Below are 20,907 nucleotides of genomic sequence, written 5' to 3'. Positions count from 1 at the left end.
ACGACGGTACGGGTGATTAGCTCAGTTGGTAGAGCAGCTGACTCTTAATCAGCGGGTCCACAGTTCGAACCTGTGATCACCCACCATCGTCTCTTTATTCCTTCATTACAGAAGACAGCCGCCCAGGCGGCAGGCCATCCGACCGCCGCCGGTTTCTGCTAGAAGTCGCGCATGTCCGACGCCGTCTCGATTCCCGCCCCCGCCCCTTCTGCCTGCGGCCCCCTTCACGGCGTGCGGGTTCTGGACCTGTCGCGGGTGCTGGCGGGGCCTTGGGCGACGCAGACCCTGGCTGATCTGGGGGCCGAGGTCATCAAGATCGAACGGCCCGGCGCCGGCGACGACACCCGCCACTGGGGCCCGCCCTTCACCACCACGGCCGACGGCGCGCCCGGCGACGCCGCCTATTTCCTGTGCGCCAACCGGGGCAAGAAGTCGGTCGAGCTGGACATCGCCAGCCCGGAAGGCGCCGAGGCCGTGCGCCGTCTGGCCGCGACCTGCGACGTGGTGGTCGAGAACTTCAAGACCGGCGGGCTGAAGAAGTACGGCCTCGACTACGCCTCGCTGGCGGCGGTCAATCCGAGGCTGGTCTACTGCTCGATCACCGGCTTCGGCCAGGACGGGCCGGACGCGCACCGGGCGGGCTATGACTACATGATCCAGGCCATGGGCGGGCTGATGTCCATCACCGGCCAGCCCGACGGCGCGCCGGGCGCCGAGCCGATGAAGGTCGGGGTGGCGGTCGTCGATCTGTTCACCGGCCTTTACGCCTCCAACGCCATCCTTGCGGCCCTGTGGCATGCGCGCGCGACCGGCGAGGGCCAGCACGTCGATATCGCCCTGTTCGACGTTCAGGCGGCCATGCTGGCCAATCAGGCGACCAACTGGTTCGTGTCCGGCAAGGCGCCGACGCGGATGGGCAACGCCCATCCCAATCTGGCCCCCTATCAGCCCTTCGCCTGTTCCGACGGGATGGTGATCATCGCCGTGGGCAACGACGGCCAGTTCCGCGCCCTGTGCGGCGCCCTGGGGCTGGAGGTCGAGGACCGCTTCGCCACCAACGCCCTGCGGGTCGCTGAGCGCGAGGCGCTGGGGCCGCTGATCGCGGCGAAGACGGCGGGCTTCACCATGCAGGAGCTGATGCAGGCGCTGGAGGCGGCGGGCGTGCCCTGCGGCCCCGTCAACACCATCGATCAGGTGTTCGCCGAGCCTCAGGCGATCCATCGCGGCCTGACGGTCGAACAGACCCGGCCCGATCTGGCCGATCCGATCCGCACGGTCGCCTCGCCCATCCGCCTGTCGAAGACGCCGGTGCGATACGACGCCCCGCCGCCGAAGCTGGGGCAGGATACGCAAGATGTGCTGGGGCGTTGAAGACGGAGGGATGAGCGGAGCCGCTGATTAGCTGACCTGACGCTTCTCCAGCTTCCGCGCCAGGGTGCGGCGGTGCATCCCGAGACGTCGTGCGGCCTCGGAGATGTTGAAGTCGGTCTCGGCCAGAACCTCGTGAATACGCTCCCACTCCAGCGTCTTGATCGAGGTCGGGCGGGCGGTCAGAGGGGCGTCAGGGTCGCCCGCTGCGCGACCGAAAGCGGCCTCGATGTCATCCGTGCCAGCAGGCTTGGCGAGGTAGTGACGGGCGCCCAGTTTGATGGCCTCGACCGCCGTGGCGATGCTGGCGAAGCCAGTCAGGACGACGATCACCAGATCGGGGTCGAAGGCGTGCAGCGTCTGTACGCACGTCAGGCCCGAGGCCGTGCCCAGCTTCAGGTCCACCACGGCGTAGTCGGGATGATGCGTCTTCAACAGCTCGACCATCTGGTCATGACTGTGGGCGGCCACCACCTGATAGCCGCGCCGCTCGAACGAGCGCCGCAGGGTGCGGGAGAAGGACTCGTCGTCCTCGACGATCAGAAGCCGGCGGGTTTCGTCCGTCATCTCATGCCCTCTTTCCAGACTGCTTACTTCGGCGCCAGGGCGTCGATGGGCAAGGCCAGTCGCACCACGGCCCCGCCGCCCGCCGCGCCCGGACGGTTGGCGGCGACGACCGTGCCGCCCAGTTTTCGCACCACATTGACCAGCAGGAACAGGCCCAGCCCCGCCCCTGCCCGCGCCTTGGTGGACTGATAGGGCTGGCCCAGCTTTTCCAGAATGACGGGCGCGAAACCAGGGCCGTCGTCCTCGAAGGCGATGAACAGGCCGTCGGCGTCAGCGACCGCCCGCATCTCCAGGTTTCGCGCGCCCGCCTCCTGCGCATTGTCCAGCAGGGCGCTGAATACCTGTTTCAGAGCCGGGTCGGCGATGATGGACGGATCGCGCGGCGTCGGGCCGCTGAGGGCGACCTGCATGGCGTCGCCGGGTCGGCTGGCGGACCAGTCATAGATGATCTCGCCGAGGAAGCCGCTGAGGGCGGTGACGGTCGGCGCCTCGCCGCGCGCCTCGCCCGCCGACATCAGAATGTTGGTGACGATGGATTTGCAGCGGTCGACCTCGGCCTGCATCTGTTCGATGTCGTGGCGCAGGTCCTCGTCGCCGGTCAGGGCGGGCATGCGCCGCCAGTCGCTGAGGATTACGGACAGGGAGGCCAGCGGCGTGCCGAGTTCATGCGCTGCGCCCGAGGCCAGCAGCCCCATGCGCACGATGTGGTCCTGTTCCGCCGCCTGCTGCCGGGCCTCGGCCAGATAGGCGTCGCGGGCGCGCACGTTCTGGCTGGTGCGGGTGACGAAGGCCACCAGCAGCACGGCGATCAGGATGAAGTTGATCAGGGCGCCCTGCTGGATCAGGCCCAGCCGCGCATCGGCGCCATCCGGCAGGTCCAGCGGCTGTCGCCACACGGCCAGGAAGGCCAGGCAGGCCCCCGTCGCCAGCACGAAGCCCCAGGCGTAGACCGGCCGCAGCAGCACCGCCGCCAGCACCACCTGCATCAGGTAAAGGGCCGCGAACGGATTGGTCGCCCCGCCGCTGAAGTAGAGCAGCCAGCTCAGCGCCGCCACGTCGACGCACAGGGCCAGCAGAATCTCTGGGTCGGTGACGACCTTGCGCCGCAGGGTGACCGGCGCGCTGACCAGATTCATCACCGCCAGCGCCGTCGGCGCCAGCAGCAGAGGCCCCAGCGGGACGCTGATCTTCAGACCCCAGTGGACGATGACGATGGTCGCCACCTGACCGATGACCGCCAGCCACCTCAACTGGATCAGCAGCAACATGTTGCGCCGGCCGGCCGCGCCCGGCGACACCGGGGTCTCGGCGTTGGCGTCCATGCCTAGAACGGTTTGAGCGAAGCGGCCCAGAGTCTGCGTCTGCACTATCGCCCCCCTGCCCTGCGGCGCCGCTCGTCGCGCAGCCACAGAACGGCGCCGCCCGCCGACATCAGCGCCAGACCGAACCAGGTCAGAGCATAGACCAGATGACTGTTGGCGAAGCGCACCACCGTCAGACCGCCGCGCGGCCAGCCGCCGGGATTGGGCGTCGAGTCAGCATCTATGAAATAGGGCGCAACCGGGCCGTCCAGCCGCTTGGCCTGCGCGATCGCCGCCACATCGCGCGAGAACCAGCGGTCGCCGACTGGATCATTGTCGCGTAGGAAGCCGCCCTTCGGTTCACTGATCCGCAACAGGCCGGTGACGGAGACCGGGCCGTCGACCTGACCTTCGGTGCGGGTTTCAGGGGCCGTTCGCTCGGCGGGGACGAAGCCCCGGTTGATCAGGACGGTGAAGCCCCGCGCATCCGCCAGCGGCGTGACGACCCAGAAGCCCGGCCCCAGGTCCGTCACCGCCTTCACCCGCGCCTCGCGGTCATGCAGGAACCGGCCGCTGGCCTTGACGCGGCGATACTGGTCCGCCTCGCGCGTCACGGCGTCGAAGCTTGCAGGCCCCGGCGCCGGGACAGGATCGGCATGGATGCGGCTGTCGACCTGGCGGATCAGCTCCTGCTTCCACGCCAGGCGCTGGACCTGCCAGACCCCCAGCGCGGAAAAGCCTGCGAACAGTACGGCGAAGACCGCCAGTCCCGCGATCCATCGACGGCGTGTCGCCGGACGGGCGGCGGGTTCAGGGGCCGACGATGACGTCAAGCAGCGTCTCCGCGTGCAAAAGGGCTCAGCCCATCACCTGCATGTCGTGGACCGGCATCATGTTGGTGTTCAGGTGATACATGACCCAGACCGAACCGGCGACGGCGATGACCACGATCACCAGGGTGAAGATCAGCGCCAGCATGTTCCACCCGCCCTCGGACTTATGGTTCATGTGCAGGAAGAAGATCATGTGCACCACGATCTGCACCACGGCGAAGGCAGTGATGATCAACCCTGTCAGCTGCGGCGCCAGCACCCCGGCCATGACCAGCCAGAAGGGAATCGCCGTCAGCACGACCGACAGGCCGAAGCCGATCAGATAGCTCCTGTAGGTGCCGTGATCGTGGTCGTCGCCGTGATGATCGACGGCGTGCTCGTTGTGGGCTTCGGCGCTCATCGCAGCATCCCGAACAGATAGACGAAGGTGAAGACGCCGATCCAGATGACGTCCAGGAAGTGCCAGAACAGGCTCAGGCACATGAGGCGGCGCTTGTTGGCCTGGATCAGGCCCTTCTGCCCCACCTGGATCATCAGGGTGACCAGCCAGATGCAGCCGAAGGTGACGTGCAGGCCGTGCGTGCCCACCAGGATGAAGAAGGCCGACAGGAAGCCGCTGCGCTGGGGCGTGGCGCCTAGGTGGATCATGTGGGCGAACTCATAGAGCTCAATGCCCAGGAAGCAGAGGCCGAACAGGCCGGTGATCGCCAGCCACGCCTGCGTCTGCGCCACCTTGTTGCGGTACATCGCCAGCATGGCGAAGCCGTAGGTGATCGACGAGAACAGCAGCATGGAGGTGTTCACCGCCACCAGCGGCAGGTCGAACAGGTCCTTGGGCGCCGGACCGGCGGCATAGTTGCCGCCCAGCACCGCGTAGACCGCAAACAGGATCGCGAAGATGAGGCAGTCGCTCATCAGATACATCCAGAAGCCCAGCATGGTGCTGTGGCCCTCCGGGTGGTGCGGCTCCTCTACCGGGTGGAAGATCGGCCGCCCGGTCTCGTCGACGTAGTCGGGGTTGAGGGTTGGTGCGTGGCTCATCGGATCACCCCTGCGTCGCTGCTGCGGCCGTCAGGGCCTGGGTGCGCGCGTCCTCGGTCGCCTGAACCGTCTCGGCCGGGATGTAGTAGTCGCGCCTGTAGTTGAAGGTGTGGAAGATGGCGTAGGCGATCAGGGCGGCGAAGCCCGCCGCCGCCAGCCACCAGATGTACCAGATCAGGGCGAAGCCGACGATCAGCGACAGCGCCGACAGGATGAAGCCGGCCCCGGTATTGGCGGGCATGTGGATCGGCTTGAAACCTTCGCTCGGCCGCTCATAGCCGCGCGTCTTCATGTCCCACCAGGCGTCGCTGTCATGGATGATCGGCGTCTTGGCGAAGTTGTAGTCCGGCGGCGGAGACGACGTGGCCCACTCCAGCGTGCGGCCCTGCCAGGGGTCGCCGGTCTCGTCGCGCAGCTTGTCGCGATGGATGATGCTGACGGCGAACTGGATCAGCATGGCCAGGATGCCGACGGCGATGACGGCCACGCCCACGCCCGCGATGACGAACCAGATCTGATAGGCCGGGTCGTCGAAGACCCGCATCCGCCGCGTCACGCCCATGAAGCCCAGGACGTACAGCGGCATGAAGGCCATCCAGAAGCCGACCACCCAGCACCAGAAGCTGACCAGGCCCCACTTCTTCTCCAGCCGGAAGCCGAAGGCCTTGGGCCACCAGAAGTTGATGGCGGCGAACAGGCCGAACAGCACCCCGCCGATGATGACGTTGTGGAAGTGGGCGATCAGGAACAGGGAGTTGTGCAGCACGAAGTCCGCCGGCGGCACCGCCAGCATGACGCCCGTCATCCCGCCGATCACGAAGGTCAGCATGAAGGCGACCGTCCACATCATCGGCAGTTCGAACCGGATGCGGCCGCGATACATGGTGAACAGCCAGTTGAACAGCTTGGCCCCTGTCGGGATCGAGATGATCATCGTCGTGATCCCGAAGAAGGAGTTCACGGACGCGCCGGAGCCCATGGTGAAGAAGTGGTGCAGCCACACCAGGTAGGACAGGATGGTGATCACCACCGTCGCATAGACCATGGAGGTGTAGCCGAAGAGCTTCTTGCCCGAGAAGGTCGAGGTGACTTCGGAAAACACGCCGAACAGCGGCAGGATCAGGATGTAGACCTCGGGGTGGCCCCAGATCCAGATCAGGTTCACGTACATCATCGGATTGCCGCCGAAGTCGTTCGTGAAGAAGTTGGTGCCGATGTAGCGATCCGCCGACAGCAGGACCAGGGTGGCTGTCAGGATCGGGAAGGACGCCACGATCAGGATGTTGGCGCACAGCGAGGTCCAGGTGAAGACCGGCATCTTCATCAGGCCCATGCCCGGCGCGCGCATCTTCACGATGGTCGCGATCAGGTTGATGCCGGACAGGGTGGTGCCTACCCCCGCGATCTGCAGCGCCCAGATATAGTAGTCGACCCCGACGCCCGGACTGTAGCCGATGCCCGACAGCGGCGGATAGGCCAGCCAGCCCGTGCGCGCGAACTCGCCGATGAACAGCGAAGCCATCACCAGAACGGCCCCCATCGTCGTCATCCAGAAGCTGAAGTTGTTCAGGAAGGGGAAGGAGACGTCCCGCGCCCCGATCTGCAACGGCACCAGATAGTTCATCAGGCCGGTGATCAGGGGCATGGCCACGAAGAAGATCATGATCACGCCGTGGGCGGTGAAGATCTGATCATAGTGGTGGGCGTTCAGGTAGCCCTCGGATCCGCCGAAAGCCATGGCCTGCTGCAGACGCATCATGACCGCATCGGCGAAGCCCCGCAGGAACATGATCAGGCCCAGGATCATGTACATGATCCCGATCTTCTTGTGGTCCACCGTCGTGAACCACTCCTTCCAGAGATAACCCCACAGTTTGTAGCGGGTGATCAGGGCCAGCACCCCCAGGCCGCCGATGACGACGACGGCGAAGGTGGCGACCAGGATGGGCTCGTGGAACGGAAGCGACTCCCAGTTCAACCGGCCCAGAAGCGGCGATGTGGAATGTTCAACGGTCATGATCGTTCAGGCGCTCAGGATTGCGACGCAGCAGCCGCGGAGAAGAGGGAGGCGAAACGCTGGCCCGGTTCGGATCGGCCGGGGCGCTCCAGCCCCTGACCCATGACGCGGTTCAGCGGCGTGTCGCGGGCGACGTCCTCGCCGAAGGCCTGACGGCGACGGGCGGCCTCGACGGCGGCGGCCTCGGCCTCCAGCGGGGTGCAGATCGTCAGCACATAGGACTCGCCCGCGCCGAAGACGGCGTCGCCGCGACGGGCGTATTTGTCATAGACCAGCGGCAGGGTGTTCTTGACCGCCGTCAGGCCCAGACCGCCCTTGCGGTCGATGTCCATCATCTCGCCCATGCACATCTTGCCCGGCTCGACGCACATGTTGACCACGGCGTCGAACAGGCGGTCGTCGACCGAGGCGTAGTGGATGACGGGGACCTTCTCGCTGGGTTTCTCCAGCTCCAGATAGGTGTCGCGGTCCAGACCCTGACCGGCGGCGCGCACGCCCGCGACCCACTGGTCGAAGCCCGCTTCATCCAGCCCGTGGAAGGCGAAACGCATGTTGGAGAAGCCGTCGCCGGAATAGTTGGCCGAGAAGCCGACGTATTCGCCCGGACGGTTGATGACGGCGTGCAGCTTCGTCTCCATGCCCGGCATGGCGTAGATCTGACCGGCCAGCGCCGGGATGTAGAAGGAGTTCATCACCCCGGTCGAGGTGATGTGGAAACGGATCGGCCGATCAACCGGGGCGGCCAGCTCGTTCACCGTGGCGATGCCGTATTCGGGGTAGATGAACAGCCACTTCCAGTCCATCGCCACCACTTCGACCTGAAGCGGACGGTGATCCTCGGCGACGGCCTGCCCGGCCGCGACACGGTCCAGCGGCCGATAGGGGTCCAGCAGGTGCGTCCCGGCCCAGGTTATGGCGCCCAGGCAGATGATGATCAGCAGCGGCGCCGCCCAGATCACCAGCTCCAGATGAGTCGAGTGGTCCCAGTCCGGCTCGTAACGGGCTTCCTTGTTCGACTCCCGATATTTCCAGGCGAAGAAGACGGTCAGAATCATCACCGGGATGATGACGATCAGCATCAGCAGCACGGACATGACCAGCAGGTCGCGCTGCTGGGCGGCGATGTCGCCGGCGGGCGCCAGCACCACGGCCTGACAGGCGGGCAGCAAGGCCAGAAGGGGCAACAGCAACAGGGGGCGCAGTCGGCGCACGGCGGCTCCAGTCGAGGTTTGAGACAAGGGCTCGGTCATCGTCCAGCCCCCGTAAACCCCACCCCCAGCGTGCGACATTGGACAATCTGCCCTATCCCCTCTGCGATCCGAGGGGAGCAAAGGGACGCTTTAGCCATTCTATGATCGCGGGCGTGTATGCGCCCCGGTGCAGGGAGCCTCATGGTCATGAACGCAGCCAGCGGCGCGCCTTCTTCAGAGCCCCTTGAACGGGACGCCAGCCGGATCAACGCACGAGACGGCAAAATCGACGCGGGCGAAATCGCCATCGGCGTCATCATCGGCCGGACGTCGGAGTTTTTCGACTTCTTCGTCTACGCCATCGCCTCGGTCGTGGTGTTTCCGCAGCTGGTGTTTCCCTATGCAGGACCACTGGGCGGCACGTTGCTGTCCTTCGCCGTCTTCGCCGTGGCCTTCATCGCCCGGCCGTTCGGCACGGCCCTGTTCATCGCCATCGACCGACGCTTCGGGCGCGGGACCAAGCTGACCATCGCCCTGTTCCTGCTGGGCCTGTCGACCGTCTGCCTGGGCTTCCTGCCGAGCCATGCGCAGGTCGGTCACTGGTCGGCCGCCATGCTGATCGCCCTGCGGATCGGTCAGGGCGTGGCCCTGGGCGGCGCCTGGGACGGCATGGCCTCCCTCCTGTCCGTCAGCGCGCCTGAAAAGCGCCGAGGCTGGTATGCGATGGTCCCGCAGTTGGGGGCGCCGATCGGCCTGATCGTGGCCAGCGCCCTCTTCGCCTATTTCCTGAGCAAGCTGTCGGCCGCCGACTTCATGGACTGGGGCTGGCGCTACCCCTTCTTCGTGGCCTTCGCCATCAACGTGGTGGCCCTGTTCGCGCGCCTGCGCATCGTGGTGACGCCGACCTTCCAGGCGGCCTTCGAGACTCTGGAGCTGCACCCCGCGCCTGTGACCAAGGCCGTGCGCGAAGAAGGCGGCGACATCATCATCGGCGCCTTCGCCCCCCTGGCCAGCTTCGCCATGTTCCACATGGTGACGGTGTTCCCCCTATCGTGGGTCTTCCTCTACACTGACGAGGCGCCCAGCCGCTTCCTGATGATCGAGTTGATCGGCGCCGTCTTCGGCCTGTTCGCCATCCTGGCCTCGGGCTGGCTGGCCGATCGCTATGGCCGCCGCGCCCTGCTGGCCGTCACTGCGGCGGGCATCGCCGCCTTCTCGGGCTTCGCGCCCCAGCTTCTGGACGGCGGCCCGGCGGGCGAACTGACCTATATGATCCTGGGCTTCATCCTGCTGGGCCTGTCGTTCGGCCAGGCCTCGGGCGCCATCGCCTCCAGCTTCAGCCTGAAGAACCGCTACACCGCCTCGGCCCTGACCTCGGACCTGGCGTGGCTGTTCGGCGCAGGCTTCGCCCCGCTCGCGGCCCTGGCGCTGTCAGGCAGGTTCGGCCTGGTGGCGGGCGGCGCCTATCTGCTGTCGGGCGCGATCTGCACCCTGCTGGCCCTGTGGCTGAACCGCGAACTGGCCAAGGGCCGCGCAGGCGGCAAGGCGTAGAGCTTGCTCTCAGGCTTAAGATCAAGGGGCGCGACTGGTCGGTCGCGCCCCTTCTTTTGTTTGCACTATCGCTCGGCACGCGGCGCCTCGCTGCTTGAGCGCGCGGTGGCGTGTGGTCAGCCCTGCGCCTTAGCCTTGCGGCGCCAGTGAGTCAGCAGGTGCTCGGTATAGCCGTTCGGCTGCTCCCTGCCCCTGAACACCAGATCGCAGGCCGCCTGCCACGCCGGGCCGTCATAGGCGGGCGCAAGCGGGCGATAGGCCGGGTCGCCCGCATTCTGGCGATCCACCACCACGGCCATGCGCTTCAGCGCCTCCATGACCTCGTCCTCAGTCGCGACGCCGTGGCGCAGCCAGTTGGCCAGATGCTGGCTGGAGATGCGCAGAGTCGCCCGGTCCTCCATCAGGCCCACGTCGTGGATGTCCGGCACCTTGGAGCAGCCGACGCCCTGATCCACCCAACGCACGACGTAGCCGAGGATGCCCTGGGCGTTGTTGTCCAGCTCCTGCCGGATTTCATCACCGCCCGGCGTTCCGGTCGCGAACGGTGGCGTCAGCAGCGGCGTCAGTCCGGTCGGTGCGCGCGTCGCGATCTCGGCCTGACGCGACCAGACGTCGACCTCGTGATAGTGCAGGGCGTGAAGGGTCGCCGCCGTCGGCGACGGAACCCACGCCGTCGAGGCTCCCGCGCGCGGATGGCCCGCCTTGGCCGCCAACATGTCGCCCATGCGGTCGGGCGCAGCCCACATCCCCTTGCCGATCTGCGCCCGGCCCGACAGGCCCGCCTTCAGGCCGATGTCGACGTTGCGGTCCTCATAGGCCTTGATCCAGCCGGTCTCGCGCACCGCCTCCTTGCGGACGACGGGGCCGCCTTCCATCACCGTGTGAATCTCGTCGCCCGTGCGATCTAGGAAGCCGGTGTTGATGAAGACCACCCGTCCCTTAGCCGCCGCGATGCAGTTCATCAGGTTGACGCTGGTGCGACGCTCCTCGTCCATGATGCCCATCTTCAGCGTCAGCACGGGCAGGCCCAGCATGGCCTCGACCGCGCCGAACAGTTCGTCGGTGAAGGCCACCTCGTCCGAGCCGTGCATCTTGGGCCGCACCACATAGACCGAGCCCACCGGGCTGTTGCGCGCCTCTGCCGGGCGACGCAGGTCGTGCAGGCCGATCAGGCCGGTCATGGCGATGTCCAGCAGATGCTCGGGCGTCTCGCGCCCGTGGGCGTCCAACACGGCGTCGGTCGTCAGGTGCAGGCCGACGTTGCGCACCAGCATCAGGCTGCGCCCCCTCAGCGCCAGCGTCGACCCGTCCTGCGCCGTATAGAGGCGGTCCGGGTTCAGGCGCCGCTCGACCGTGCGGCCGTCCTTCTCAAAGTCGGCCTGAAGGTCGCCGCGCATCAGGCCCAGCCAGTTGGCGTAGACAAGCCGCTTGTCCGCCGCGTCGACGGCGGCGACGCTGTCCTCGGCGTCAGCGATGGCCGACAGGGCCGCCTCGACCAGCACGTCGGCGACGCCCGCCCGGTCGTCCCGGCCGATGCGATGCGCGCGGTCGATGACGATCTCCAGATGCAGGCCGTTGTGGCGCAACAGAACGCCCGACGGCGCATCCGCAGCGCCGGAATGGCCCGCGAACATACCGGCACCCGCCAGCCCCGTCTCCAGCCCGCCGTCCAGCGTCACGATCAGCCGCCCGTGCTCGACCCGATAGGCCGTCGCCTGAGCGTGCGATCCGGTCGCCAGCGGCGCCGCCTGATCCAGAAAGGCGCGGGCGCGGGCGATGACCTTGGCGCCGCGCTCGACGTCATAGCCGCCCGCCTTCGGCGCCTCGCCCAGCGCATCGGTGCCATAAAGCGCATCGTACAGGCTGCCCCAGCGCGCATTGGCCGCGTTCAGCAGATAGCGGGCGTTGGTCAGCGGCACGACCAGCTGCGGCCCGGCCATGGAGGCGATCTCGGGATCGACGTTCGCCGTCTCGGCCTGCACGCCGTCGCGCTCAGGCTCGATATATCCGATCTCGCGCAAATAGGCCTGATAGGCCGCCTGATCCGGCTGGCCCGGATAGGCGCGGTGCCAGTCGTCCAGCCTGTGCTGAAGCTGGTCGCGGCGCTCCAGCAGCTCACGGTTGCGGCGGCTGAAGCGGGCCAGCAGCCCCTCGACCCCGGCCCAGAAGGCTGCGGCGCTCACGCCCGTATCCGGCGTCGCCTGATCGCGCACGAAGGCGTCCAGTTCGGCGGCGACCTTCAGGCTGCCGTGGCGGACATAGGCGTCGGCGGGGGTCTTGGGGGCGTCGAACATGGCAGTCTCCTTCAGCCTGAAGACTACGCCCTAACGGCCGCCGCTATCCACGGCGAAGAAAGCTGCTTATCTTTGCGAAATCTGCAATGATGAGAGCCCGCCATGCTGGCCGAGTATGAAATCTTCGTCCGTGCGCTGGAGGAAGGCAGCCTGTCCGCCGCTGCGCGGCGGCTGGACCTTTCGCCCGCCGTGGCCTCGCGCAGGCTGGCTCGGCTGGAAGACCGGCTGGGCGTCCGGCTGATCGAGCGCACCTCGCGCCGTCTGGCTCCGACCGAGGCGGGACGGCTGGTCTATGACCGCGCGGCGCAGCTGCTGGAAGGGGTCGAGGATCTGGAGGCCGTGGTGTCGCGCCGCACGACGCAGGCGCGCGGCCTGCTGCGCGTCTCGGCGCCGACCTCGTTCGGGCGGCGACGGCTGGCGCCGCTGCTGCAGCCGTTTCTGGAGGCGCAGCCGCGCCTGACGCTGGAGCTGAACCTGACCGACGCCTTCGTCGACCTGATGGCTGAGGACGTGGACGTGGCGGTGCGGATCGGCGGCTATGAGGCGGAAAACCCGCTGATGCACCGACTGGCGCCGAACCGGCGCGTGCTGTGCGCCTCGCCCGCCTATCTGGCCGAGCACGGCGTGCCGGAGAGCTTGGAAGACCTGCGCCGTCACGCCCAACTGGCCGCCGAAAATCAATCGACCTGGCGGCTGGAGGGTCCGGAAGGCCCCGTCGTCTTCCGCGCCCGCAGCCGGGTGCGGACCAACTCAAGCGAAGTGGCGCGCGAACTGGCTCTGGCGGGCGTCGGCGTCGCCCTGCGCTCGACGTGGGACATCGGCGACGAACTGCGCGACGGGCGGCTGAAGGTGGTGCTGCCGCAGTATACGGGATCGTCGGACGTAGCCGTCTTCGCCCTGACGGCCGGGCGGGCGCGGACCGAAACCCGCGTCCGCGCCTTCATCGACTTCCTGACCGGCCTCTATGGAGAGACGCCGGAGTGGGATCGCTGATCACTCCTGTCCGGTCATCGCCGCCGGCTTCATCCAGCGATCCAGCCAGGCGCCCATCTCATACAGGGTATGACCGACGGACTCCCGCGCGCGGTAGCCGTGCGCCTCCAGCGGCAGAACGACATAGCGCGCCGTGGCGCCATTGCCCTTCAACGCCGCATAGAAGCGTTCGGTCTGCACCGGGAAGGTGCCCGAATTGTCGTCCTCCTCGCCGTGGATCAGCAGGATCGGCTCGTTGATCTTGTTGGCGTAGGTGAAGGGCGACATGGCGTTGTAGGTGTCGGTCGCCTCCCAATAGGACCGCTGTTCCGCCTGGAAGCCGAACGGCGTCAGCGTCCGGTTATAGGCGCCCGAGCGGGCGATGCCGGTCTTGAACAGGTCGGTGTGCGCCAGCAGGTTGGCCGTCATGAACGCGCCGTAGGAGTGGCCGCCGACGGCGATCCGGTCGCGATCCGCCACGCCAAGAGCGACCACGGCGTCGACCGCCGCCTTGGCGCTGGCGGACAGTTGCTCGATGTAGGTGTCGTTCGGCTCGGCCCCGTCGCGGCCGATGATCGGCATCGTCGGATTGTCCAGGATGGCGTAGCCCTGCGTCAGCAGGAACAGGTGGCTGGAGCCGCCCGGCCGCACGAAGCGGTTATCGGTGTCGACGACCTGACCGGCCACGGCGGCGTCGGTGAACTCGGCCGGATAGGCCCACATCAACAGCGGCAGCGGGCCGTCGCGGTCCTTGTCGTAACCGGCGGGCAGATAGAGGGTGCCCGACAGCTCCACCCCGTCGTCGCGGGTATAGGTGATCAGTTCGCGGCTGACCCCCGCCAGTTGCGGCGCCGGGTCCGGAAAGTGCGTCAGTTGGGTGACGCCGCCGTCCAGATCCCGCACGCGCAGGTTGGCCGGGTCAGTGCGGCTTTCGCGATAGGTGACCAGCTTGCGGCCGTTCTCGTCCAGCACGCCGACGACGGTTTCGTATTCGCCCTGGGCCGAGCGCCACAGACGTTCGGACGCGCCGGTCTTGAGATCCATCAGGTCGAGGAAGGGATATTGCCCCTCGCGCGTCGCCCCGCCGCCCTCCACGAAGACCTTGGAGCCGTCGGCGTTGAAGCGCATGACCGAGCGGCCGCGCGCGTTCGGCTCGGTCATTACCGAGCCCGGATCATTGTAGCGGTCCTGATAGTTGCGATCGACCAGGACGCGGCCCGCGCCGGGATTGGATGGATCGACCAGGGTGCGGGTCTCATGCCGAGTGTTGAACCAGCGGCTGTTGACGATGGCCACGTCGTCGCGGCCCCAGGTGGTGCCGGCGTAGCGTTCCTTGAGGTCAAGCAGCACCTGCGGCCGGTCGTTGAACGGCGCGCGCAGCATGAAGACGCGGTCACGCACCTCGGCGGCGTTGCGCGGATCGCCCCCGTCCTGAGCCTCGGTCCAGACCAGGGTGGCGTCGGCGTCCGCGCGCCACTGCACCGAGCGCGGCCCCGGCGCCACGGCGTCGAACGGCGTCGGCACATTATCCCGCAGCGGCAGGTCGGCGACGCGGTGCGCCTCGCGGCCGTTCAGGTCGGTGACAATGACGTCGGACGGAAACAGGCTGGCCGGCACGACATAGGAATAAGGCTTCTTCACCCGCGTCTGCAGGATGTAGCGGCCGTCCGGCGAGGTCGACAGGCCCAGAATGACGCCCGGCTGCCCAACGGTGCGGGCGCGGCCGTTCAGCGACACCGCCGTCGGCTGGCTGGTGAAGTAATAGCCGAACAGGGCCTCGTCGCCCGCATTGGACAGCAGGTCCTGATAGGTGCGCACGGGAGCGGCGCGGCCGCCCGTCTCGGTGATGATCGGGCCCTCGGGCGGATGATCCACGTTCGGGGCTACGCCCCGCCCGGCCGGAACCGCCAGGACCAGCAGGCCAGAGGAATCCGGCAGCCAGGAGAAGCCCGAACCCGAGGCGGCGTTGACCATCGGCCCGTTCAGCTTGCGCGCCCTGGCCTGGGCGACATCGGCGACCCACAGCTCCAGCCCGTTCGGGACGTTGACCAGGAAGGCGACCGTCCTGCCGTCCGGCGCCCAGCTGGTGTTCGTCAGGCGCGCATTGGCGGGCAGGCCCGTGACCGGCCGCGCCGCGCCGCCATCGATCGACTGGAAGCTGAGCCCGGTCAGCCAGGACACGCGGCTGTTGGCCGGCCCATTGTTCTTCGGATTGATGCGGTATCCGGCCAAGCGAAGCATCGGTTCGGACAGTTCGGCGATGCTGGGCAGGTTGGAGCGATCGGTCAGCAACAGGGTCTTGCGATCCGGGCTGACGCTGACGCCGGGGTTGGGCTTGGCGTCGAGGATTTGTGCGATCGGCGCGGGCGGCTGCTGATAGGTCGGCGCCGCCTCCTGGGCGACCGCTGCGACCGGCAGCGTCAGGGCCGGAACGGCCGCAGCCAGAACCAGGGCGGGCAATGCGGCCCGCATCAGTCGATTGCGCATGGAGTTTCCCCACTGAGATTTAAGTCTTCTGTGAGCCTAGGTGTGTCGCCCCCGGGTCGCGCGGTCAACCGCCGAGCCTTTCGACGCATGGCGCTTGCCCCCTTCTCTCGCCCGCTTTAAGGACGGAGAAGACCGCGATATTCATCAGACGGTGAAAAAGGGAGTCCGATGGGCAAGATTTACGCTGACGTGAAGTCCGCGCTGGAGGGGCTGACATTCGACGGCATGACCGTCATGTCGGGCGGCTTCGGCCTGTGCGGCATTCCCGAGAACCTGATCGCGGGTCTGCGCGATACGGGGGTCAAGGGCCTGACCGTCATCTCCAACAATGCGGGCGTGGACGGCTTCGGTCTGGGCCAGTTGCTGGAGACGAAGCAGATCGCGAAGATGATCTCGTCCTACGTCGGCGAGAACAAGGAGTTCGAGCGCCAGTATCTGGCCGGCGAGCTGCAACTGGAGTTCAACCCGCAGGGCACCCTGGCCGAGCGCATCCGCGCGGGCGGCGCGGGCATCCCCGCCTTCTTCACCGCCACCGGCGTCGGCACCCTGGTCGCCGAAGGCAAGGAAGTGCGCGAGTTCGACGGCCGCAAATACGTCATGGAGACGGGGCTGGTCGCCGACCTGTCCATCATCAAGGCGTGGAAGGCCGATGAGCGCGGCAACCTCGTCTTCCGCAAGACGGCCCGCAACTTCAATCCGATGATGGCGACCGCCGGCAAGGTGACGGTCGTCGAGGTGGAAGAGATCGTCCCCGTCGGCTCGATCGACCCCGACCACATCCATACGCCGGGCGTGTATGTCGACCGCCTGATCCAGACCGTGTCCGAAAAGCGCATCGAACAGCGCACTACGCGCAAACGGGAGGCTTAATCCAATGGCACGTACTCGCGAACAACTGGCTGAACGCGCCGCGAAAGAGCTTCAGGACGGCTTCTATGTGAACCTGGGCATCGGCATCCCGACGCTGGTCGCCAATTATATCCCGCAGGGCATGACCGTCACGCTGCAGAGCGAGAACGGCATGCTGGGCATGGGCCCCTTCCCCTATGAGGGCGAGGAAGACCCCGACCTGATCAATGCGGGCAAGCAGACGATCACTGAAATCCCCGAGAGCAGCTATTTCAGCTCCTCGGACAGCTTCGCCATGATCCGCGGCGGCCACATCAACCTGTCGATCCTGGGCGCGATGGAAGTGGCCCAGAACGGCGACATCGCCAACTGGATGATCCCCGGCAAGCTGGTGAAGGGCATGGGCGGCGCCATGGACCTGGTCGCGGGCGTCAAGCGCGTGGTCGTGGTCATGGATCACGCCAACAAGCACGGTCAGTCCAAGGTGCTGAAGGAATGCACCCTGCCCCTGACCGGCGCGGGCGTAGTCAGCCGCATCATCACCGATCTGGCGGTGTTCGACGTCAAGCCGGACGGTTCGGGTCTGGAACTGATCGAACTGGCCGACGGCGTCACGCTGGACGAGGTCGCGGCCAAGACCGAGGCCGACTACACGGTGGCGCCGGGCGTGGGCTGAACCGCCCTCTTCCGCTTCTGAAAACAGAAAACCCCGGCGACCTCGCGGTCGCCGGGGTTTTCCATGTCTTCATTCTCCCTGAAGGGGAGAAGAGATTTAATCCCGCGTCGCCTGGAAGCCCTGCTGGTCGGTCCACAGGACGATCTGGCGGCTGGCCTCGGCCGTGGCGCGGTCGAAGGCGGCGACGATGGCCGACTGGCGGTTGGCGCCCGCGCTCTCGCTGACCGAGATGCGATCCTCGGCCAAGATGGAACGGTCCCCCGGCCGAACCAGACGCAACAGCACGACGATGTTCGCATCCGGCACGGCGCCCGGCGCGGCGTAGGCCGCCTCAAAGCGGCGCACGTCGACGCTGAGCAACAGGCCGTTGCGGGCCATCGGACCGCTGCTCAGGACCGTGCAGGCGCCGCCGTCGGCAAAGGCGTTGCGCAGAGCTTCTTCGAACAGGGTCTCGGCCGGAGACACCCAGCGCGCGCCCTTGATGTAGGCGGCTTCGGTCCCGGTTACGGCCAACATGCGGTCGCCGCGCGCGGCCTCGGGGAAGTCGACGCGGCGCATGGCGACATGAACGTCAGGACAGGCCGAGGTCGCTCCGGTCCCGGCGTAGGCGGATGCGCCGCCAAAGCGATACAGTTGGACGGGATCCGGCGTCGCCAGAACAGCACAGCCGGACAAAGCGCCCGCAAGCGCAGCGCTGGCGGCAACGGTCATCCATCGGTTGCGGATCATGGCTGCACCTCGATTTCCTTGGACGGCGCCTTGGCGAAGAAGTCGCGCGGACTGTCGCGCACATTGTCGATCAGCGACTGCAGCGAGCGCGTCGCCTGATCCAGCTGGCGAATGGTGTCGTTCAACTGCGGCACTGTCTGTGTACCGAAATCGCCCAGAGGCCCTTCGAGACCGGACGCCGAACGATTGATCGAGGCGATGGCGGCCTGAGCTTCCTGCGTCGCCTTGTTGATGTTGGCGATAGCCTGCCTGCCGTCGGTATCGACCATCTGGCGCGCACTGACGCCCAGGGCCTGGTATTCGCCGACTGCGGCATTGGCCTTGGCGATCGTCTCTTCCAGCTGCTGGAACATGCCCTTGCGGGCTTCCAGCTCGGCGGTCAGGGCCTCGACGTTTTTCACGCTGGACGAGAAGCTGCGGATATTGTCGTCCGACATGACCCGATTGATGCGGTTCAGGGCGTCGACCGTCTGCGCCAGCACCGTTCCCGAGCCGCTGAGCAATTCAGCCAGCGGACTGGGCTGGCTCTGGATCACTGGGACGACATTGTCGGGATACTGGTCCTTCAGAAGCGGGCTGGACGCCTCGCCCGCCGTGATCTGGATATAGTTCAGGCCCGTGATGCCCTGCGGCTCCAACTGGGCGCGCGAGGTGACGCGCACCGGGGTCGTGCCGTTCAGACGCACCCGGGCGATGACCTGATCGCCCTTTTTGGGGTCCAGGTTCAGGTTCGTCACTTCACCGACGCGGATGCCGTTGAAGTGGACCTCGCCGCCTTCCGACAGGCCGCGCACGGGACCGTAGAAGATGATGTCATAGACATCGTAGTCCTTGTTGAACTGCAACCGCGCCAGCCAGATCGTGAACACGGCCAGCGCCACCAGAAGGGCGACGGTGGCGATGCCGACGGCGGCGTAATGAGCGTCTCTTTCCATCGTTTCGCGCCCTCCTCAGGCCGCGGTCTTGTGGGCGGCGCGTCCGCGCGGCCCCAGGAAATATTCCTTGATCCAAGGGTGGTCAGAGCGTTCCAGCTCGGCGACCGGCGCCTTGGCCACCACATGTTTATCAGCCAGCACCGCCACCTGGTCGCAGATGGCGTACAGGCTATCGAGATCGTGGGTGATCATGAAGACGGTCAGCCCCAGATCGTCTGACAGCTGACGGATCAGGTCGTCGAACGCCGCCGCCCCGATGGGGTCCAGCCCCGCTGTCGGCTCGTCCAGAAAGACCAGCTCGGGGTCCAGCGCCAGCGCCCGCGCCAGGCCGACGCGCTTGCGCATCCCGCCCGACAGTTCCGCCGGTTTCAGATAGAGCGCCTCGGGCTTGAGCCCCACCATGGCGACCTTCATCTCGGCCAGTTCACGGATCGTGTTCTTCGGCAAATGGGTATGTTCGACCAGCGGCGATGCCACATTGTCGAGCACCGACAGGGAGGAGAACAGCGCCCCCTGCTGGAACAGCACGCCGGTGCGGCGCTCGACGGCGGCGGCCTCTTCCTTGGTCATGGCGCTGCGGTCCTCGCCGAACAGACGCACTTCCCCGCCCTCAGGCTCTTTCAGGCCGATGATGGAATTCAACAGCACCGTCTTGCCCGTGCCGGACCCACCGACGACGCCCAGCACTTCGCCGCGCATCACGTCCAGATCCAGGTCCTGGTGGATAACCCGCTCGCCGAACTGGCTGAGCAGGCCCCGCACCTGAATGACGGCCTCGCGGTCGTCCGGTTTGCGCGTCTCGCCCGTCATATTTTCAGCTCGATGAAGATCAGGGCGAAGACGGCGTCCAGCAGGATGATGGCGAAGATGGCCTGCACCACGGCCGCCGTGACCCGGCGCCCCAGGCTTTCGACATCGCCCGCCACCGACATGCCCTGTCGGCAACCGATGGCCGCGACGACGAGGGCGAAGACCGGCGCCTTGATCAGACCCACCATCATGTGGGTCGGCATATAGCCGTCCTCGACCAGCCGCTGGAAAAAGAAGGCCGGGCCGAGGTTCAGCTGGCTCCAAGACACCAGCACCCCACCCAACAGCCCGCCCACCATCGCCAGGAAGGTGAGCAGGGGCAGCATCACCAGCAGGGCCGCCAGACGCGGAATGACCAGGGCCTGAAAGGGATCGACCCCCATGACCCGCATGGCGTCCACCTCCTGCGTCATGCGCATGGAGCCGATTTCGGCGGCGAAGGACGAGGCCGAGCGGCCCGCCAGCAGCACCGCCGTGATCACCACAGCGAACTCGCGGAAGACGGCGACGCCGATCAACTGCACCGAGAAGACCCCGGCGCCGAACTGGGTCAGCAGGTCCACGCCGATGAAGGCCACCACAGCGCCGATGAAGAAGTTGGTCACCACCACGATGGGAATGGCGTCCAGGCCCGTGCGCTCCGCCTGACTGAACCAGGCGGCCCAGCGGATGCTGCCGGGGTGCTTCAGCGTCGTGATGACGGCGGCCATCAAGCGACCCAGAAAGGCCAGCGACAGCATGGCTTCAGCGCCGAAATCATAGACCCCGCGACCGACCTTGGCGAAGCCGCGCGTCATCGGCGCGGATCGGCGCGGCGGCTCCGTCGTCATACAGTCCAGCTTGGCCACCATACGGTACAGCCGCCCCGCCTCGGGCCGGGCAGACCAGGCGGATTCGGGAATGGGGCTGCTCATCGCCTGGGCCACCGCCAAAGCGCCCGCCGTATCGAAACGGCCCAGATCGTCCAGATCCAGCGCCGTAACCGATCGCCCGTCCAGTTCGGACTTCAGCCGGTCGCCCAGACGCCCGACAGACACCGTCGACCAGTCGCCGGCCAACCGCAGGCGCGCCTGTCCGTCCTGATGATCGTCAATCTGGAAATCCGCCCGATTCATGAGCTCGACACTGACACAGGCCCGTCCGCGCGCCTACGCGGCTTAAAGCTATGCTTTTCGCCGGACGTCAACGACTGATGACAACTCTTGATCTCTTCCGGCCTTGCTGAGCGCAAGCCAAGCCCTCCCGTCACGGCGCAGCTTTGTGAACGTCGTGGGAGGATTTTTGTTC

Annotated in this window: 18 protein-coding genes and 1 tRNA gene; 6 read left to right on the top strand and 13 right to left on the bottom strand. The window is 66.8% G+C overall.

Annotated elements, in window-relative coordinates; translation table 11 throughout:
• Nucleotides 1–10 precede the first annotated feature (10 nt).
• Nucleotides 11–86 (top strand) — tRNA-Lys (locus RSD66_RS05840).
• Nucleotides 87–171: 85 nt separating this feature from the next.
• The gene (locus RSD66_RS05835) at nucleotides 172–1,371 is read left to right on the top strand and encodes a CaiB/BaiF CoA transferase family protein (RefSeq protein ID WP_415289329.1); all 1,200 of its coding nucleotides are present in this window, start codon (nucleotides 172–174) and stop codon (nucleotides 1,369–1,371) included.
• 27 nt (nucleotides 1,372–1,398) lie between these two features.
• Here the strand turns inward: RSD66_RS05835 and RSD66_RS05830 are convergent, their stop codons facing one another.
• The 7 genes from RSD66_RS05830 to cyoA are packed head-to-tail and all read right to left on the bottom strand — an operon-like array spanning nucleotide 1,399 to nucleotide 8,377.
• Nucleotides 1,399–1,935: a response regulator transcription factor gene (locus RSD66_RS05830; RefSeq protein WP_024353241.1), complete on the bottom strand. Its 537-nt coding sequence runs from the start codon at nucleotides 1,933–1,935 to the stop codon at nucleotides 1,399–1,401.
• A gap of 23 nt (nucleotides 1,936–1,958) precedes the next feature.
• Nucleotides 1,959–3,302 carry an ATP-binding protein gene (locus RSD66_RS05825; protein WP_415289328.1) on the bottom strand — a complete coding sequence of 448 codons (1,344 nt, stop codon included), beginning with the start codon at nucleotides 3,300–3,302 and terminating at the stop codon, nucleotides 1,959–1,961.
• Nucleotides 3,302–4,069: an SURF1 family protein gene (locus tag RSD66_RS05820; RefSeq protein WP_415289327.1), complete on the bottom strand. Its 768-nt coding sequence runs from the start codon at nucleotides 4,067–4,069 to the stop codon at nucleotides 3,302–3,304. Before RSD66_RS05820 ends, RSD66_RS05825 begins: the two co-directional genes overlap by 1 nt.
• A gap of 25 nt (nucleotides 4,070–4,094) precedes the next feature.
• A complete protein-coding gene (gene cyoD / locus RSD66_RS05815) occupies nucleotides 4,095–4,469 on the bottom strand; it encodes a cytochrome o ubiquinol oxidase subunit IV (RefSeq protein WP_415289326.1) in 375 nt (124 codons plus the stop codon).
• Complete coding sequence (gene cyoC, locus RSD66_RS05810) at nucleotides 4,466–5,110, bottom strand: cytochrome o ubiquinol oxidase subunit III (protein WP_134580237.1); 645 nt, start codon at nucleotides 5,108–5,110, stop codon at nucleotides 4,466–4,468. Before cyoC ends, cyoD begins: the two co-directional genes overlap by 4 nt.
• Nucleotides 5,111–5,114: 4 nt before the next feature.
• Nucleotides 5,115–7,127, bottom strand: a complete 2,013-nt coding sequence (gene cyoB / locus RSD66_RS05805) for a cytochrome o ubiquinol oxidase subunit I (protein ID WP_415289325.1) — start codon at nucleotides 7,125–7,127, stop codon at nucleotides 5,115–5,117.
• A gap of 14 nt (nucleotides 7,128–7,141) precedes the next feature.
• Nucleotides 7,142–8,377, bottom strand: a complete 1,236-nt coding sequence (gene cyoA, locus RSD66_RS05800) for a ubiquinol oxidase subunit II (RefSeq protein WP_415289324.1) — start codon at nucleotides 8,375–8,377, stop codon at nucleotides 7,142–7,144.
• A gap of 147 nt (nucleotides 8,378–8,524) precedes the next feature.
• On the opposite strand from cyoA, the gene RSD66_RS05795 reads away from it, so the two are divergent.
• On the top strand, nucleotides 8,525–9,868 hold the full coding sequence (locus RSD66_RS05795; protein WP_119412989.1) for an MFS transporter: 1,344 nt from the start codon (nucleotides 8,525–8,527) through the stop codon (nucleotides 9,866–9,868).
• A gap of 116 nt (nucleotides 9,869–9,984) precedes the next feature.
• On the opposite strand, the gene RSD66_RS05790 is transcribed toward RSD66_RS05795, so the two are convergent.
• Nucleotides 9,985–12,162 (bottom strand): malate synthase G, encoded by a 2,178-nt coding sequence (locus RSD66_RS05790; protein ID WP_415289323.1) that lies wholly within the window; start codon nucleotides 12,160–12,162, stop codon nucleotides 9,985–9,987.
• A gap of 102 nt (nucleotides 12,163–12,264) precedes the next feature.
• Between RSD66_RS05790 and RSD66_RS05785 the strand changes: the two genes are divergently transcribed.
• On the top strand, nucleotides 12,265–13,155 hold the full coding sequence (locus RSD66_RS05785) for a LysR family transcriptional regulator (protein ID WP_415289322.1): 891 nt from the start codon (nucleotides 12,265–12,267) through the stop codon (nucleotides 13,153–13,155).
• Here RSD66_RS05785 and RSD66_RS05780 read toward each other — a convergent pair whose 3' ends face one another.
• A complete protein-coding gene (locus RSD66_RS05780) occupies nucleotides 13,156–15,621 on the bottom strand; it encodes a S9 family peptidase (protein WP_415289321.1) in 2,466 nt (821 codons plus the stop codon).
• A gap of 168 nt (nucleotides 15,622–15,789) precedes the next feature.
• Between RSD66_RS05780 and RSD66_RS05775 the strand changes: the two genes are divergently transcribed.
• Together RSD66_RS05775 and RSD66_RS05770 are read left to right on the top strand one after the other, a co-directional pair.
• Complete coding sequence (locus RSD66_RS05775; protein WP_415289320.1) at nucleotides 15,790–16,491, top strand: CoA transferase subunit A; 702 nt, start codon at nucleotides 15,790–15,792, stop codon at nucleotides 16,489–16,491.
• A 4-nt stretch (nucleotides 16,492–16,495) separates the two neighbouring features.
• Nucleotides 16,496–17,146, top strand: a complete 651-nt coding sequence (locus RSD66_RS05770) for a 3-oxoacid CoA-transferase subunit B (protein ID WP_024353258.1) — start codon at nucleotides 16,496–16,498, stop codon at nucleotides 17,144–17,146.
• Between the two features lie 96 nt (nucleotides 17,147–17,242).
• Here RSD66_RS05770 and RSD66_RS05765 read toward each other — a convergent pair whose 3' ends face one another.
• From RSD66_RS05765 to RSD66_RS05750, 4 genes are read right to left on the bottom strand one after another with little or no spacing between them, the layout of a single operon-like run.
• Nucleotides 17,243–17,875, bottom strand: coding sequence for an ABC-type transport auxiliary lipoprotein family protein (locus RSD66_RS05765; protein ID WP_415289319.1), 633 nt, complete (start codon nucleotides 17,873–17,875; stop codon nucleotides 17,243–17,245).
• Nucleotides 17,872–18,810: an MlaD family protein gene (locus tag RSD66_RS05760; protein WP_024353260.1), complete on the bottom strand. Its 939-nt coding sequence runs from the start codon at nucleotides 18,808–18,810 to the stop codon at nucleotides 17,872–17,874. The genes RSD66_RS05765 and RSD66_RS05760 overlap by 4 nt, the downstream gene beginning before the upstream one ends.
• Nucleotides 18,811–18,825: 15 nt before the next feature.
• Nucleotides 18,826–19,620: an ABC transporter ATP-binding protein gene (locus tag RSD66_RS05755; protein WP_024353261.1), complete on the bottom strand. Its 795-nt coding sequence runs from the start codon at nucleotides 19,618–19,620 to the stop codon at nucleotides 18,826–18,828.
• Nucleotides 19,617–20,735, bottom strand: a complete 1,119-nt coding sequence (locus tag RSD66_RS05750) for an ABC transporter permease (protein ID WP_024353262.1) — start codon at nucleotides 20,733–20,735, stop codon at nucleotides 19,617–19,619. The genes RSD66_RS05755 and RSD66_RS05750 overlap by 4 nt, the downstream gene beginning before the upstream one ends.
• Nucleotides 20,736–20,907 lie beyond the last annotated feature (172 nt).

Origin of the sequence: Brevundimonas sp. S1H14, assembly GCF_047716865.1 — a bacterium.
GTDB lineage: Bacteria > Pseudomonadota > Alphaproteobacteria > Caulobacterales > Caulobacteraceae > Brevundimonas > Brevundimonas naejangsanensis.
This window is presented reverse-complemented; position numbering and strand designations above follow the sequence as displayed.

What these genes read in the sequence shown, in the direction of transcription:
- RSD66_RS05780 (WP_415289321.1), bottom strand. Translation starts at nt 15,621, where the DNA reads ATGCGCAATCGACTGATGCGGGCCGCATTGCCCGCCCTGGTTCTGGCT.
- cyoB (WP_415289325.1), bottom strand. Translation starts at nt 7,127, where the DNA reads ATGACCGTTGAACATTCCACATCGCCGCTTCTGGGCCGGTTGAACTGG.
- RSD66_RS05770 (WP_024353258.1), top strand. Translation starts at nt 16,496, where the DNA reads ATGGCACGTACTCGCGAACAACTGGCTGAACGCGCCGCGAAAGAGCTT.
- RSD66_RS05830 (WP_024353241.1), bottom strand. Translation starts at nt 1,935, where the DNA reads ATGACGGACGAAACCCGCCGGCTTCTGATCGTCGAGGACGACGAGTCC.
- cyoC (WP_134580237.1), bottom strand. Translation starts at nt 5,110, where the DNA reads ATGAGCCACGCACCAACCCTCAACCCCGACTACGTCGACGAGACCGGG.
- RSD66_RS05795 (WP_119412989.1), top strand. Translation starts at nt 8,525, where the DNA reads ATGAACGCAGCCAGCGGCGCGCCTTCTTCAGAGCCCCTTGAACGGGAC.
- cyoD (WP_415289326.1), bottom strand. Translation starts at nt 4,469, where the DNA reads ATGAGCGCCGAAGCCCACAACGAGCACGCCGTCGATCATCACGGCGAC.
- RSD66_RS05775 (WP_415289320.1), top strand. Translation starts at nt 15,790, where the DNA reads ATGGGCAAGATTTACGCTGACGTGAAGTCCGCGCTGGAGGGGCTGACA.
- RSD66_RS05835 (WP_415289329.1), top strand. Translation starts at nt 172, where the DNA reads ATGTCCGACGCCGTCTCGATTCCCGCCCCCGCCCCTTCTGCCTGCGGC.
- RSD66_RS05785 (WP_415289322.1), top strand. Translation starts at nt 12,265, where the DNA reads ATGCTGGCCGAGTATGAAATCTTCGTCCGTGCGCTGGAGGAAGGCAGC.
- RSD66_RS05765 (WP_415289319.1), bottom strand. Translation starts at nt 17,875, where the DNA reads ATGATCCGCAACCGATGGATGACCGTTGCCGCCAGCGCTGCGCTTGCG.
- RSD66_RS05790 (WP_415289323.1), bottom strand. Translation starts at nt 12,162, where the DNA reads ATGTTCGACGCCCCCAAGACCCCCGCCGACGCCTATGTCCGCCACGGC.
- RSD66_RS05750 (WP_024353262.1), bottom strand. Translation starts at nt 20,735, where the DNA reads ATGAATCGGGCGGATTTCCAGATTGACGATCATCAGGACGGACAGGCG.
- RSD66_RS05755 (WP_024353261.1), bottom strand. Translation starts at nt 19,620, where the DNA reads ATGACGGGCGAGACGCGCAAACCGGACGACCGCGAGGCCGTCATTCAG.
- RSD66_RS05760 (WP_024353260.1), bottom strand. Translation starts at nt 18,810, where the DNA reads ATGGAAAGAGACGCTCATTACGCCGCCGTCGGCATCGCCACCGTCGCC.
- cyoA (WP_415289324.1), bottom strand. Translation starts at nt 8,377, where the DNA reads ATGACCGAGCCCTTGTCTCAAACCTCGACTGGAGCCGCCGTGCGCCGA.